Below are 15,876 nucleotides of genomic sequence, written 5' to 3'. Positions count from 1 at the left end.
TGACGCCCTTCTAATGTCTCATATCTAATGTCTGATATCTAATGTCTAATGTCTAACCTCTATTATAAAAATCGGCCGCAAATCTTGAATTTGCAGCCGACAAAACATCACATGATTGAAACAAAAACGATCTTTATTAATTAAAAATATCCATGCTTTTGCACATCGCCATAGTTCAGTGCAATTTCTAAACGCTTCACGATAAATATTCCGCCCTTAGAGACGACAGTTACTTGATTATCGCCTTTTAATAGGGTGTTATTCGGAATTTCATAAACATATACTTCTTCTCCATCTTGCAGACCTTTAATTCTATCGTATTTAAGGGCAAAGCTGCTGTCTAAAGGTTTTACTTCTTTACCATTGACACTGAGGTCCATCCTTGCCATTTTATCCGTACGGAGAAACAGAAGTCGAGATTGAAGGTTCTTGCTATCGGGCGCATCGCTTACGAAGATTCCGATATTGCTTTTTTTGCCATTTCCGCATGCCATGGGTAAGTCGGCTATTTGTAAAACGCCATAGGCATTCGTCACTCCGTCGGAGGCGCAATAGATCTTATTTCGGTTGGCTAACAATGTCGGGTCGCCTAAATCAGTCAATAATCGTTGTGATCTGGTTCTATTCACCAAGCCGCTTTCATTTAGCGCTTTAGCATAATCTACTTTTCCGTCGTTTTCGAAATAAAAATTAAAGAGGTACAAACCATCGCCGCCCTGACCAAGAATATGGGATGCCATTCCACGATACATGCCTTCGGAAAAGAATTCGCGCGGCTGATATCCGCCATCATCGATGGATCCGTAAACTGGTATCGTCTTTTTAAAGCCTTGAAATAAATCTTTTTTGAATTTGGCAATTGGCGTCGCCGTTTCACCTCGCCAATGCGCACCAATAGAAATGAAATCCACTAACCCCTGTCGATGCCATTCGCGAATGTCGATGCCTTTCTCCAAGCATCCTTCCACCGTTATAGGAACACGAACAGATAACAGAATATCCTTTTTCCGAACGGCCGAAACAGAGTCGACCATCAGACGTACCGATTTCACAAAGGAAGTAATCAAATGAGATTTTGCAGGTCCATCTCCTGTTTTGAACAGCACGATGAAACGCATAAAGTCTAGATCATAGCCATCGATCTGTGGATATTTTTCTAGCTGTTCGCGGATAAGATTTAACTTATGCTGACGAACTTCATCGTGAGTAAAATCTAATGCCTGCGCACTATTCATACCTTGGGTAGGATCGCCAGTATAATACTGTGGATTGTTGTACCAGAAGTCGGGATAGGATACCCGGCAATTGCTGGATGTATCTGCAAAATGAAGATCATTGACGCGGAAGCTGATAAAGGCTTCCATTCCGCGTTCTTTAGCACGGGTCAGTGAGGCGTCTATGATGTCTGTGCCTTCTTTTTCAAGGCTGAGGAAGTTGTTGTAATAGTGTTTAAAGGCATCGCGCTCGGCGGTACTTTTGTTGCAGGATAGGGTACCGTTAAGGTCATCGCCAAAGGTGCGTTCGTATTTGGAACGGTAATAGACAAAGTCGCTACCGGTACACATCATGTAGGTAGTAACAACCTTGCTGTCTGCTACGATATCGACATAACGGTTAATATCTGCGCGAGAGAGGTTAGCCTTGCGATTAAACCACATGTTGGCTAGAGCATCAGTGCCGTCGTTGTTATGGATAATACGAAAACCCTTCGCCTTTTGCTGTTCTTTGGGTTCTTGAAAGGAAGTGAATCCGAAAAAGAAAAGAACAGCAAAAAAGGACGTTAAAAGGGCCTTGTGGTTTAGGTTGATTGTCATTATTAAATGTTTTTGAGAGGGTTAATCTCAGAAGCTCCTTTGGAGCTTGTAATACAATAATAGTTAATTGAGATGAGGGAACTGTCCTGTACTTACCTTGTCCAAGAATAAAAAAACACTAAAGCGAAAATGTAGCTGTTTTAATGCACTATTGGAGCATACACCTATCTCCTTCCCTGATTCTCCGCTAAATCTCCCTGTTTCACCGCTTTACAATTGTTGCAAAATCTCAATTCTTTATCTTCAATCATCCATAAACGCTATGTAACGATGATGATAAAAGTATTTTCTAAGGTTCTATTGTCTCTAGGGGCAATCTATTTGGCGAAAGCGCAAGCACCGAACGCCCTTAAAAACGTTCCAGCAGACTCCATCATCATATCTGTTTTTCGAAACGATCAACAAAATCGAGAGGAGCTCATGAAACTTATGAACAACGAGAATTATCCGAAGGATAGTTTAGTCTTTAAAATATTTGATCTAAAAAAGCAAGATGCAAGAAATCAACAGCAAGTATTTCCTTTAATTGACCAATACATCAACAATGAATTAAACCTAGCGAAAGATGCATTAAATGGTGCCTAACACATTAGTGTATCACATTCATATGCGCATCATTCAAATCGTTGCTATCCACCGGCTTTCCTGACATTTCCAAGCAGGTTTCTTCAATCATTGTGCTCATAGTACTTAACGCAAGATCATTAGCCTCATTTCCGAATGGCTCTTCGATTTCATCAGCAATGGCTTCAAAGGCGACAAAAGTATAGGCGATAAAGGATACGATAAATGGAGTAAACCAACTCAAGCTGTCGACCAACCCGAAGGGTAATAGGAAACAATAAATATAAACTGTGCGATGAAGCAAAACGGAATAACTGAACGGGATTGGGGTTGAAGCAATTCTTTCACAGCCGCCCAGTATATCCGAGAGCTTATCAATATTTTGATCGATTCGAGCCTGCTGAATACTGTCGATGATATTCCTTTGTTTTAGATTTTGAATCCATTCTCCCATGAATTGCATGATTACCGCTGGCTTATACTTTGAGACTTTAGCAATTGCGAATAGTTCTGGCGATAATCGGGATTCAAGATCGCTGCTCGCATCCGTACCACGTAACTGATGTTTGAGAGCGAAATTGAACGCACTGTTTATTCGAACAAAAACCAATAGTTCATTTTGATCAATTCTGCCGTTTGTCAAAGTTGCGACTTGCCGCGTAAGCGCTCTGGAAACATTTAATAACGAGCCCCAGAGTTTTCTGCCCTCCCAAAAGCGCTCATAACTCGCATTATTACGGAAGCCTAGAAACAAGGCTAATACGAAGCCAAATAGCGTAAAAGGTGTTGCATCCAATGGGACTTTATAACTCAGTAACGTCCCATGAAAATAGACGACAGCCACCGACAGAAAAAACAGTAAAATAAGGCGAGGCAAAACGCGTGGAAGAACAGAACCTTCCCAAATAAACAACATTCTGAACCAATTTTCCTTTTTGCGTATAATCATAATTCTACTCTCCTCGGTATTTTGATTTGATAAGACCAAATATACCATCTTTTTAAATGGAAAGCGTTGTTGGGAACGGGTTAGAGGGATGGGGCAATTGCTATTCAGCAACATTATAAAAATCCCCGATTTTTAGTCGGGGATTTATTGAAAACTAATTAAACTTATGTATGGGAAATCTATCGCACGAATAATGCATTTTCTGTTTGCTCCAGTGTGCTGTATATCTTGTATAGCGCTCTTGGCACATGGAAACAGCCTTTCCATTTCCCACCTTTCAAGGTCAACAAAGGTTCGCCTTGTCTATTTAGATAACCATACCATTCTCCATATTCCGGATCGCTAAATCTACTAAAAGAATATGCGTCTAACTTTTCGAACCACTCTTTACAATCTTGTCGACCAGTATAGGCATAGCCTTTCGCCATACATACCAGTGCTTCTAAGTGAACCCACCATAATTTTTGATCCCATTCCAACTGTAGTAAAGGCTTATCAAGAATATCTTTGAAGTACAAGATGCCCCCAAATTGTTGGTCCCAACCGTAGTTCAATGCTCGAATGGCGACGTCAATACATCGATTCATTAAATCGGCATCCTCTCTTCTGATAGCAAGATCCATCATGAACCACATCGCTTCGATAATGTGTCCCGGATTTACTAACCTTCCTTCGAACGTGTCTGAAAAAGAGCCATCAAGATTCACGCTCTCCATAATCAAACCGGTATCGTTTTGGTAGAAAACGTCCATTACTTCATGCATCACCTCGTCGATAAGTTGATCAACGGTTCGCTTGTCGATGATATGCTCTAACTCAAGCGCAAGGTTACTTAGAATCATCGGCAATGAAAATCCTTTCAAGGAGCGCGAGTTTGGATATTGCTTATTAAATTTTCCTTTTGGATTGTCTCTACGTTCGAGAATGCGGTTAAACGTACTAACAGCAACATCAGCATAGTGATCATTTTTCTCTATCTTGTAAAGCGCAGCCAAACCCATTGTTGCGAAACAATCTGAGAAGATATTATATGGCTGAACCAAAGGTTTTCCATAGCGATCTAAGGCAAAATACCAGTCTCCATTTTCGTCGCGACCATTCTTCAAAATGAATTCTGCTCCCTGAAGCGCCATCTCCTTCCATTCGGTCTTTGGTTCAACTTCGTTGTACATGGTTGCCATCGTCCAAATTTGGCGCCCCTGCAACCACATAAATTTATCTGTATCAAACACTCCCCCCTCACGGTCTAAACAGGTGAAAAATCCTCCATATTCATTATCGTTCGAATTCTTCGTCCAAAATGGAAGGACATTCTGCAGCAATTCCTGTTTATATTTATTCACAAAATCCATCATATCTTTTGCTTATTTCAATTTTTCTAAATATTCTTTATAGCGATTAAATAAATGTCCAGCCTGCAAGTATGCAGACTGAGGACTCATAAAATGCGAGAACTCAAACGTAATCGCTTTATCGTATCCCGCTTTACGTGCAGCCTCTAACTTTAGTCTCAGTTTTTCGAATTTTATTGGGAGGAACTTTATTGGCATGTCTCTATCGAAAGATTCAGCATTTGTCCAGCACTGCATTCCGTAACGGTCCGCAAGTTTCTTATTCACAGTAAAAAAGTCTTCAAGTTCATGATAGTCGATGTGTCCATCTTGAAAAGCTACCGCATCTACGGCATGATGTATTTCATGAAAGATCTCATCCCATTCGCGTTCATGTTCTTGCAGAGAAACGACATCAGATTTGGAAAGGGTGGCCGAAGATGCCATTACCGCTTTCTTGCCATCTATCCAAGGTGAAATTAACGTTGGTAGATTATTACTCACACTTTTACATTGTTCACCTAATACTCGGAATGCAGCCGCCACCCCTTTCGTTTTTCTACTGATTTCCATACTCAGGTACCATCCGCCGAAACTCGAATAGTGCCCATATTTCGACCACACTTCTTCAATGACGTATCGGTTAGCGTCAATCTCATGTTGCATGTTTCCAGAATCCCAATATCGTCCACTATCGTATAAGCCGAAATAGAATTTCAAACCATGTTTTTCAGCTAGTTGGAGAAACATCTCTACGAGATCCTCACTAGGCGCATAGCAGCCATACTCCTTCTGCAACCAGGGGGATGGATAAGTGATGAAACGACGATATCCACTGCGAATCATAATCACCGTATCTATACCTATGGATTTCATGTGGGCAAAATCTTGATCCCACTCAGCTCTTCCCCAGTTTTGATGGGGAATATCATGGCTAATTTCGTCGATAAAAGTTCCTGTAATTCTCATTATAAATATTTCTTAGCTTTCAGATAGTCCACCCAACGGATGTAACCATCCGTATTGATATGTATTCCATCTGAAGTATAGTTTTTGTTTAGGATATCATTCTCGCCAAGTACATCGCTCAGATCAACATACGTTAAATTGTGGGTGGTAGCAAGCTTTTGAATCCCTGCATTTAAGTCTCTGATCAGCTGCGCTTTGCCTTTTAGATAATCATATTTCAATAAGTCATCGTTCATTGGCAAAGTACTCTGCACATATATTTTTGTTTTAGGACTATGCTTTTTGATTAACAGAATGATCTCTTCATAATTCTTAAGCGACCAGGCTGTTGGCAAGCCTCTTCCAATATCGTTTATTCCCATCATCAAAAATATCTTGCTCGGTTTCTTCTTGACGACATCGGCAACCCGTGCCTTCATTCCGAAGGTATTATCCCCTCCGATTCCGCGGTTTCCAATTCTATGTTTTCCGGCAATAAGCTCTTGCCAAGGACCGCGCTCTGTTATGCTATTACCGAAGAAAACAATATCAGTTTTTGTGTTCTTTAATCCTTGATACAACTTCTCACGCGACTCATAGTACCAATTATTATATGAGCTATCACGACTCACATCCTTTTTCTCCTGCGCGGATGCTGTAGTGAAACAAAACAGGATTGTCAGCAATAAAAAACTAGCTCTCATATTATAAGTATTTTTTAGATTTTAGATAGTTGATGTAAGGAATATATGCTGCAACTTCTAGGTGGATTCCATCAGGAGTTATCTCTGCTTTAAGCTGTCCTTTTTCATCCGCTATGACAGGATACAGGTCTACGAACGTTACATTCTTGTTTTTCACAGCAATCTGCGTCAATTCAGCATTGATCTTCAGAATATCTTCATTCCGTACTTGCTTAAATGCCTCTATCAATTTCGCATCATTTATAGGCATAAGACTGCTCAAATAAATCTTCGTTTTAGGAGACTCTGCCTGTACCCTTTTTATGATCTTACGATAATTTTCCAAAATATTAGAAACCGGTACATTTCTTTTCAGATCATTGACGCCAATCATTACAAATAACTTCTTTGGTTGATGACGTATAATTTCTTCCAGTCGAGCGACAACCCCAAAGGAGATGTCTCCACTAATACCTCGGTTTAGAATGGGTAGTTCAGGCGCGATATCTTCCCAGCGTCCTGCTTCCGTCAAGCTATCCCCTAGAAAGATTACTGCCCCTTTCTTTACGGGCATTTTGTTAAATAATGCTAACCGCTCAGTATATCCAGAGAACACATAATTACTGTCGATGGCTACCTGCGCATTTAAGTTTTTACTAGACAAACCTAGCAGGAGTAAACTAAGATATCTTAACTTCATTTGTTGTTTCGTTAATGTGTATATTATTGTATTATGAACGCCAAAACCATTGCTTCTTTGTACAGTAACCGGTAATAGCAATCATTAGGATTATAAAAACCGTTGTTTTAATGAGCCCTAGATATGGACTGCTTACAGCCAACTGATCTAACCAAGGAAGGATGTGCAAGAGTCCCAAAATAGGTGTGATAAAGAACGCTGAAACACTATAAGCGATCATCGGGTTTTGACCGCATCGAACCAAAGACTTTACTACAATATTGTTCTCACAGAAAGTCACTAGATAATCACAGGTCAAATAAAATAAAAAAGCTAGTCCACTTGTTATAAACCAATAGCTAAATGAAGAAGGATCCTTTTTTATGCCGCCATCAAGTGGTTCGAAGAACAGCCCTACTGTTGAAAAAATAAAACCACAGAAAACTAACTGTTTATAGAAAACAATTTTATCCTCATTTTTATCCTTCAGGAAATAATAAAAAAGTATACCGAACGCTACGTGTCCCACTAAGTCTACAGTAATCCAGCGCTCGTATAAACACAGGACATGAAAAGCGACGAAAAGAAAAGATAGCAGTCCTAAAATCAATGTTGCTTTCCGTTCGGAAGCTGTGAATTCCCTTTGAAAAATCTCTCTATTCTTCCAGATGAGATCCCCTAAAATAGAGCCGGGCAATACGATGCACAGATATTTCAAGTATGCGAAGTTGTAGAACCAATGTAGTTTCGGATGAAAGTTCCATATCGCGGATGTCCAGCTACCTGCAATATCCTTGCTAAACCAAACGCCCATAAAACAAACTAAGATGGCGATTCTTAGATAAATGCTATTTGCGGAAAGCACCCATAACAGTGTCCCAAACACCGCCATGTTTGCTAGAACGAGTATAATTATATTGCTCTTTTCCTTATGAAAAGTATTGCCAATGACCTCACTATGATAATATGCTAAGGCTGTAAGCATTAGAAATCCCAATATTTGCAACCCGTATTTTTTAAAGGCTTTGCCTTCAAAGCGCATAAATAACAAGAAAAAGGCACCGAAAGCAGCTAACGCTGATAGATAGTTTACAATGTTGTTTCCTGTTAAATTATCAGGTGTTAGGTAGGCTAGTGCAATCGAAAAGACCAATAATAGCAATCCCCTCCGAAGCACGATCTTTGTAATAGACGCATATTGCCGTGCTTCCAAAGATTTCTTGAGGGCAAACGGGAATGCCGCACCCATTGAAAATAGAAAAAAAGGAAACACCAAATCGACCCAAGTAATGCCTGGTCGATCAGGGTTGAACTTAAAGTCCGGTGGACCAACCTGAGCATGATACATCCATCCTGGAAATTCAGCTGTCCATGGTATAACCGCAGCTATGACCATCCCGACAATCGCCAATCCTCTTAACAGATCTATACTGAGATTTCTATACTTTTTCTGAGACGTATTCACAATTTTAATTCGTAATTCCTATAAAGCACTGCTGCTGCAGCGCAGCAACAGTACCGGTTTAGTTGATGTACCTGTCGTTTATTTTAAATCTATTGGGACTAAAATCATCGGTGTTGGTAAGCAAGATGCTCCTGGAGGAGAATAGGTAAAATTGATCTCCTGTATCTCTTTGCTTGGATCTGGTTTATAGATCTTAATTAAAATAGCTTCCGGTGCTGCTCTCGTCACTAACTGATTCGATGGATATTGATTTACAGACTTTTTACCCTGCGCATCATATACTTCCATTGTCAATCCCATACCACCGCACCATTGATTATCAGCGGAACGGCTATTCCAAGTAATTAAGGCTAATCCTTTTCCATCTGTGCTTTTCCACTTGATGTTTGTATCATACAACACCCCGTAGTTACCCGCGTTCTTTGCAGGTTGCTTATCTGCTCCTATCGTTCCAGTAATCCATGGATCATCTTCGCCATCAGCGATAATTAGCTGTTGTACACCTTGTTTGGTATCTATAGTATCAGCACTTACAATCTTGTAATTTGACACTGGGAATATCCCGCGACCGGCATTTACATGGCTGAACGGAATAATAGTATCGATTTTGGAGAATGCTTCTGCTGTATTTTGCTCAGGTGAGGTCTGCACGACAGATATGAGCGCCGGCTGATCAACTACAAATTCGTAAATACCATGCACTAGCTCATCATACTTTGCGATTTGCTTCTCCATTTGATCATCAATAGGAACGACTTGCCCGGGCTTGATGACTTTAACCATATCTACTTCCTCCGACTTGAAATAGTCTTCTAAGCCTTGCTTTCCAATTTTAAAATAATTGGTGCTTGGGGCTTGTGAAGAAAACTTCAGCATTCTCAAATGCATATCTTCTTTACCTAAGTTCTTAATCACTGCATTGATTTTTCTGGGAATCTGCGTCGGCTCTTTCACACCATTGACATTGTAAACATAAAGTCTTACTGCCCCTGGAGCAACTTGTTCCTGCATGGCAATAGCTTCCGGAATACGGATATATTCTGGATCGTCAGAGATCAAAAACTGAGGACCTGGAGTAACAGTTTGCTTGAAAGCAATCTTCTTAAAATCTGGTTTCAAAAAATCCTTAAGGATAACAGTCTCTCCTTCCTTTGCAGCTCTAAGCGTTTTGGAAATTGCGGATAAGTTTTCTTGTGCCACAGATGCCTGCTGGAACAAGAACGGAATAGCAAGTAATGCGATAAATCTTCTTAGCATATTTATATTTTATTTTTTTAACCCTTCTTTTAAATAATCCCACCATCCGTAATTGATAACATGGACGATGTCAAAGATCATGGAACCTTCAGATTTAGCTCTACACATCTTCAAAGCTTTTACAAACTGCTCTGGATGACCCTTGTATTGTTCAACATAGAGTCCTGCATAGACTGGGGTCTCTCCCATTGTTACACGGTTAACTAATTCAGCAGAACCTTCTACTGTATACCAATCTTCCTGCGCAACTGTCAGTCCCGACTCTAATTGTTTCTCATCAGTTTTCTTTTTGATCTCAGACTTTTCAACTTCGAAATAGTAATTGCCGGTAGTAAACAAGTCAAGTGCATCCGCGTAGGCATAGTTCTTATATTCTGACGATGCCCATGCGAACTCCTTTGATGGATCATATTTTTTACTAGCGAAATTGACACCAACGTCATAGTATAGTGGATACCAAGAACCTGTATAGTCTCCAAATACAATATTGGGGTTGATGTTCTTCAACTCTTCGCGAGCTTCGTAAATAAAATCATGTATAATCTTCGCTCTCCAAGTCAGCCAGTCTTGGAAATGAACACCATCAACGCGTTTCTCTCCCTGATATTCGTAGATATCTGCAGGAAATTTTGCTAATGGTCTACCTAAATAATTCTCAAAGGCTTTTCTACTTGCATCAGAGAAATCAGCATTCAGATTGTCGAATCTAACACGATCGAGGATAATGCCGTCCAACTTCGGATACATGGCTACCAATTCCTTAAGAATCGAAAGTTCGTACTGACGTACTTCTTCTAATACAGGATTGATCATCGCAGAGTATTTATTCTTCTGATCCGTAATCAACTTAAAACCTGTAGGCAAATAAGATGTCGTACGCCAATGCGCTTTACTAGCATCGTCATATACAACGCCTCTATCAAAGAAATTATGACCAGCCACAAAAACATTCGTCGAGGCATGAATCTTTAATCCTAATTGATGTCCTTGTTCAATAAAATAGTTCAACATATCCCACGAAAGGTCCTTCTTAGTCTTCGATTCGCCCCATGATGTCATCACTGGCGCAATCTTACTTGGGTAAAGAACCTCTCCCGTTATAGGTTTAACATCTACCACGATATCAGTTACACCGACTTCTTTGGATTTCTTCAAATAGTAAATAATAGAATCCTTATGGCAGAATCGATCGAAGTTTGCCGTAGCGTCAAACCAAAGGATATTCCGATCGATAAACGGCTTTTCCTTGATCGCCTGTTCCTTTTTAATTACACAGGAACTAAATAATATTGATAAAATAAAGGCTATACTAACTATTCTCATGTTTTCTTCTTAATTCTTTACACCTTCTTTAACGGCATCAAACAACTCTTGCTTTAACATATTATATTGTGGGGCATACATATGAACCACATCAAAAAGCATTACCCCTCCCGACGTTCTCGATAGAATATACTTTATGGCTTTACTGATTTCTTGCTTATTTGCATAATTCACATTGCCGACATCAATACTTCCATAAATCGGTGCTTTTTTCTTTGTGATATAGTCTATTCCATTGAGCGATCCTTCAATACTCCACCAATGGTATTTCAAGCTTGCTGTCGCAGGATTATCTGCTAAACGAATTTGCGTAAAATAGTTTCCAGTCATCAACATATCTAGCTCTTCAAAATAACCTGTAGCACCGTAGCCTGGATACGCCCAGTCGAAACGCAAATCAAAATCTTGAAAAGGATCGTAATCCTTGCTCGCCCAATTTACTCCCACTTGATAATAAGTCGTATACCAAGCTCCTACATATGCACCAAACTGTACATCCGGTTTCACTGATTTAACAGCTTGTCGAGCCTTCTTAACAAACTCCTGGATGACACTGGTTCTATAAACTAGCCATTGTTTATAATACTTACCTGTTGTGTTTGGTAATAGTTGACCAGACTGTTCCTTCCAAGAACTCACGATATCAGTTGGAAAGTTCATCTTTTCCGCTTGGGTATCGTTATATTTTTCCTTCATGAAGGCAATAAACTGCTGTTTACTATAGTCTGAGAAGTCAGCATTGATATCCGTATAACGAGCGTAATCTAGCATCAGTCCATCAAGGTCGAATTTACCTGCGATTTCCTTAATCATATTGAGTACTCTATCTTGGACCTCCGGTTGTGCGGGATTGACAAATATATTCTTACCTGTTTCCGAAATTCTTCCTAGCTGCCCCTGCGTGTTTTTTACAACGATAGACTCATACTTTTCTTTAAAATCCGCATTGTCAAACGCATGCCCGATTTTTCTACTGCCGTCTCCCTCAACGAAGGTGACAATAGACAGATACGCTTTCATTTCACGCTTTTTAGCTTCTGTAATCACGAATTCAACGTAGTCCATGGGCTTGGTTTTCCCGTCTAAATTTGTAAATTCTTTGGCATAGGTACTATTGTACATCGTATATCCCGAACTCGGTTTAACATCGATAACCAAGCCCGTTACACCACAATCCTTTAGGATATCCAGTATTTTGATGATCTCCTCTTTACTATTGAACTTCCCGTAAGTACCAAATACATTCGATCTAGCGTCGACCCATACTAAGACTTGCTTGCCGGTTTCATTGGTTGGAGGTGTCTCAGGATCTGGTTTTTCTATCGGAGTTTCTCCGCCAGAATCCTTGGAACAAGAACCAAAAGCAACGATTGCTAAGGCTGCGAATATTGATTTCCATTTCATATTTCAATTCCTTTAAATTAGCAGCAATGAGCACATTGCTGCTAATAGCTAAATAATCCGTTCTCTTATAAATCCACACAGTCATACTGAACACCAACTACATAACCGTTAGTGAACATAAAGTATAAGTATAGATAGAATCCATTGTCCGATACAGCCATAATGACATCACCTGTACCATTTGCATTTGCTGGTTGGAGTGTCCCGCTCCGACCGTAGGTACCTTTAGGCGCTGCCCAAACTAAACCAGGCGTTGTTGCCAAAGATGGATTTCCAGAGAATCCTCCTTCTGTATCAATCAAGAAAACCTGATCCGCAGATCCCCAATCAAAACTGTTGATATGGTTGTAAGCAACATACTTACCGTTATTGAAATTGATAAAGTCTACTGAGTTTGCGATAAAGTTAGGCTCCAGTCTTTCCAGATTAGCAGCAACTGAATTAGTCACTCCGTTGAAACGCGCTAGTCTATTGTCCGAATAACCTACGCCGTAGTATTCGTTTGTTGGATCTAATGGATTTGTATAAATGATATCGATATTATTATTCGACCATTGGTAATCACTTATCGTTACGATGGTAGGCGTATTGGATACCAACGCACCGTTAGTTACTTGCCAACGAGCAAAGGTTTTATCCCCTTCGCCGTGGAACGGCGCAGTAATCAGTGCATTCTTCGTTACATCACCAATAATGGAAACCCTTCTTCCTAACTTTTTACCAGCAGCATCCCATTCGATATAAGGCACCAATGGAGCATCAACTGAAGTTGCTCTATACAACTTGAATACATTGCCGTCATTAGGAACTAGATTGTTCAAGAAGAAATTACCCGCATCATCAGACGTATTATTAAAATTCTTTAAACCTCCTTTTTTATCGCCTAGTTCTATTGCTCCTATCTTCTCTCCTGTAAAGGCATTGATGTAAAGCGAGTTTTCACCTCTTGTATTCAATACCAAATGCTTACCCACAACCGCTAAACTATTGGTCATATTATTCACGGTAATCCCTAAATCAGCATTCAGTTTCTTAGCGAACATAATCTTAGCACTGTTTGCACGAATTCCTTTCGGAAGCTTCACAGCATCAACAGCTTTTAGACTGTAAGTGCGCTTGGCGTCGCCCGCAGAAGTTACCGTAAATGGCAGATCAGTAGCTAAATTAATTGTCGATCCATTCGTAATGGAACCCTGCGCATGTTTGTTTAGTGAATAAGTAAGTTTTGGATTCACCAACTGCGTACCTGGAACAATGGAGAAATTCACCACATTACCAACTATAATAGCATCAACCTCTTGCGGAACACCCGTCTGATCTTCAAAATTAATGCTCGCTCTAACAATATCCGTATTACCTTTTTTGTTGGCAACAATCACATATTGTTTAGATGACCCATCTCCAGCGATCACTGAAATATTGATTGGTTTTGTTAAATCCGAAATGCCTTCTAATGATGGTTCAATACGCGAATCCACCGGAATAGAAGCCTTTAATAGAACCTTTGACAAGTCAACTTCATCGTCCGAATTGATAGGATAATAGTAATCAATGTCCACATAAACTGTATCATTGCTAATACGGCTATTGAATAACCTTTCGCGCCCGGAACCATCTAATGTTGCATAAAAATCCGCAATTTCAGACTTATCGTTCGGCTCCACATAATCTGGCTTTTGACAAGAACTGAATGTCACGGCTAATAATAGGCCTGCCAGTGTATATCTTATAATCTTTTTCATAATTTTTACTGGTTAAAGATTACCAACCTTGAATTTGTGTTAAACCTAAATTAACTTGTACTTCGCTCTCGGGAATTGGTAAATAATATAATTTTCCCGTGAAACTACGATCAGAAGCGTCTGCTGGAACAACTTCGTAAGTAAAGCCCGCCCCATCTGGTGTAGGCTTATGCCCTGTCATTTTCTTGCCATTAAGTTCGATGTGCGCCTTTCTCCAGCGGCGTAAGTCCCAAAAACGGTGACCTTCAAACGCCAATTCTACGGTACGCTCATGCTCTATCACTTCCATTGCTTTAGCAAGATTTGGCAGCGAAGCTGCCGGTAAGCCACGCTTTTCACGTAAGGCTGTTAAAGCGGTCGATGCAGCAGCGAATTCGCCCAATTGTGCTTTCGCTTCCGCTAAGTTTAAGTATACCTCAGCAAAACGAAGCTCGATCCAACTTTGCGTACTCTTGTTAACAACAAACGTAGTATTGTTAGGATCCAACATTTTTCTCGCATAATAACCTGTAACCGTCCTTTTCGGATCTCCTTGTTGACCAAATGGAATGAAACCTTCATTCACATCGGCGATGCTAGTATTGATAGTTCTCCCCTTCCAAGTAGCACCATTATAAAGAATACTCGCATAGAAACGCGGCTCACGGTTTTCATAAGGCGCTGCTGCATGTGCAGGATTATCCCATGAAAACTTACTACCGTCTTTCATCTCAAATTCATCCACTAATTCCGCAGTCGGAACGCCATAAACCAAGGTGTTTCCTAAAGCGTCTTTTGGTGGAGCATATCCTAAATCATATTGATGCGTAACTGTTGGAGCTACGAAATCAACACGAAGAATAGCTTCTTTTGTGTTTTTATTTGTAAAAATAGACTGGAAGTTGGCATCAAGCTCGTACAATCCCAAATCAATAGTCGCTTGCGCAGCTTGTGCAGCTTTAGTGAAATATGCATTTGCTTTCGCTTGATTTATCCCTGTTAAAGGATCTGAATTAAATTGCTTCTTATCATTCTTTGCAATTGAACCTGCAAATAGTGCTGCACGCGATTGTAAAGCATAGGCTGCTCCTTTTCCGGCGCGTCCGCTCTTGTTGCTGTTCGGTAAATTTGCTGCAGCGAAATCCAAATCTTCAATTATGAAATCATAAACCGCCTCTTCACTAGACCGCGGGTTGTCCTTCGTAGCATATTGTTCGATATCATTAAAAATGATGACAGATCCGTGTAGTTTCGCCAACCAGAAATAAGCATACGCTCTGATGAAACGTGCTTCTGCTTCATATTTAACCTTCTCTTCATCGCTTGATTGCGACTTCGTCTTTAGTCCGCCAATAAATTCGTTTACACGACGAATTCTATCATACCCCGAGCCCCAATAATTCAATCCTACACTCGCAGGGGAAAATTGATTTGCATTCGATATCAAGATATTGACTGTGCCATTACCTGGAGTATTGGAAGTAAACTTCATACCATCGGCTAACGCGTCCATCGCATTATCATAACCTAAATTGGGAAACAAGCCGAACTGGAACTTTTTCACTTCCGCATACATTCCGTTGATGTATAACTCAATGGTCGAAGGATCAGCCCAAATATTTTCCTCAACATATCTATCTTGTGGGATGACGTCAATACTACAGCTATTCATACTAATGAATGCCGAAGAAAACAATGCCATCGCGCTATATTTTAATACTTTTAAATTTCTCATGAT

At 40.1% G+C, this 15,876-nt stretch carries 13 protein-coding genes; 1 reads left to right on the top strand and 12 read right to left on the bottom strand.

Features of this window, described 5'->3' with window-relative positions:
* Positions 1-140: 140 nt before the first annotated feature.
* A complete protein-coding gene (locus DSM08_RS06745) occupies positions 141-1,814 on the bottom strand; it encodes a glycoside hydrolase family 10 protein (RefSeq protein ID WP_149525442.1) in 1,674 nt (557 codons plus the stop codon).
* Positions 1,815-2,084: 270 nt separating this feature from the next.
* On the opposite strand from DSM08_RS06745, the gene DSM08_RS06740 reads away from it, so the two are divergent.
* On the top strand, positions 2,085-2,399 hold the full coding sequence (locus DSM08_RS06740; RefSeq protein WP_149525441.1) for a hypothetical protein: 315 nt from the start codon (positions 2,085-2,087) through the stop codon (positions 2,397-2,399).
* 4 nt (positions 2,400-2,403) lie between these two features.
* On the opposite strand, the gene DSM08_RS06735 is transcribed toward DSM08_RS06740, so the two are convergent.
* The 11 genes from DSM08_RS06735 to DSM08_RS06685 all read right to left on the bottom strand — a co-directional run bounded on the left by DSM08_RS06735 (position 2,404) and on the right by DSM08_RS06685 (position 15,873).
* Positions 2,404-3,327, bottom strand: a complete 924-nt coding sequence (locus tag DSM08_RS06735) for a bestrophin family protein (protein ID WP_149525440.1) — start codon at positions 3,325-3,327, stop codon at positions 2,404-2,406.
* A gap of 179 nt (positions 3,328-3,506) precedes the next feature.
* Positions 3,507-4,682, bottom strand: a complete 1,176-nt coding sequence (locus DSM08_RS06730) for an AGE family epimerase/isomerase (protein ID WP_149525439.1) — start codon at positions 4,680-4,682, stop codon at positions 3,507-3,509.
* Between the two features lie 9 nt (positions 4,683-4,691).
* On the bottom strand, positions 4,692-5,627 hold the full coding sequence (locus DSM08_RS06725; RefSeq protein WP_149525438.1) for a DUF4434 domain-containing protein: 936 nt from the start codon (positions 5,625-5,627) through the stop codon (positions 4,692-4,694).
* Positions 5,627-6,310 (bottom strand): GDSL-type esterase/lipase family protein, encoded by a 684-nt coding sequence (locus DSM08_RS06720; RefSeq protein ID WP_149525437.1) that lies wholly within the window; start codon positions 6,308-6,310, stop codon positions 5,627-5,629. Before DSM08_RS06720 ends, DSM08_RS06725 begins: the two co-directional genes overlap by 1 nt.
* 1 nt (position 6,311) lies before the next feature.
* Positions 6,312-6,989, bottom strand: a complete 678-nt coding sequence (locus DSM08_RS06715) for a GDSL-type esterase/lipase family protein (RefSeq protein WP_149525436.1) — start codon at positions 6,987-6,989, stop codon at positions 6,312-6,314.
* A 31-nt stretch (positions 6,990-7,020) separates the two neighbouring features.
* Positions 7,021-8,433, bottom strand: coding sequence for a DUF5009 domain-containing protein (locus tag DSM08_RS06710; protein ID WP_149525435.1), 1,413 nt, complete (start codon positions 8,431-8,433; stop codon positions 7,021-7,023).
* Between the two features lie 78 nt (positions 8,434-8,511).
* Positions 8,512-9,690: a copper amine oxidase gene (locus tag DSM08_RS06705; protein ID WP_149525434.1), complete on the bottom strand. Its 1,179-nt coding sequence runs from the start codon at positions 9,688-9,690 to the stop codon at positions 8,512-8,514.
* A gap of 9 nt (positions 9,691-9,699) precedes the next feature.
* A complete protein-coding gene (locus tag DSM08_RS06700) occupies positions 9,700-11,013 on the bottom strand; it encodes an alpha amylase family protein (protein WP_149525433.1) in 1,314 nt (437 codons plus the stop codon).
* A 9-nt stretch (positions 11,014-11,022) separates the two neighbouring features.
* The gene (locus DSM08_RS06695; RefSeq protein ID WP_149525432.1) at positions 11,023-12,417 is read right to left on the bottom strand and encodes a family 10 glycosylhydrolase; all 1,395 of its coding nucleotides are present in this window, start codon (positions 12,415-12,417) and stop codon (positions 11,023-11,025) included.
* Between the two features lie 65 nt (positions 12,418-12,482).
* The gene (locus DSM08_RS06690; protein WP_149525431.1) at positions 12,483-14,159 is read right to left on the bottom strand and encodes a DUF5018 domain-containing protein; all 1,677 of its coding nucleotides are present in this window, start codon (positions 14,157-14,159) and stop codon (positions 12,483-12,485) included.
* Positions 14,160-14,178: 19 nt separating this feature from the next.
* On the bottom strand, positions 14,179-15,873 hold the full coding sequence (locus tag DSM08_RS06685; RefSeq protein WP_149525430.1) for a RagB/SusD family nutrient uptake outer membrane protein: 1,695 nt from the start codon (positions 15,871-15,873) through the stop codon (positions 14,179-14,181).
* Between the last annotated feature and the right edge of the window lie 3 nt (positions 15,874-15,876).

This window comes from Sphingobacterium hotanense (assembly GCF_008274825.1).
In the GTDB taxonomy this organism is placed as follows: domain Bacteria; phylum Bacteroidota; class Bacteroidia; order Sphingobacteriales; family Sphingobacteriaceae; genus Sphingobacterium; species Sphingobacterium hotanense.
The sequence above is the reverse complement of the archived record's forward strand: the minus strand, read 5'-3'. Positions and strand labels throughout refer to the sequence as shown.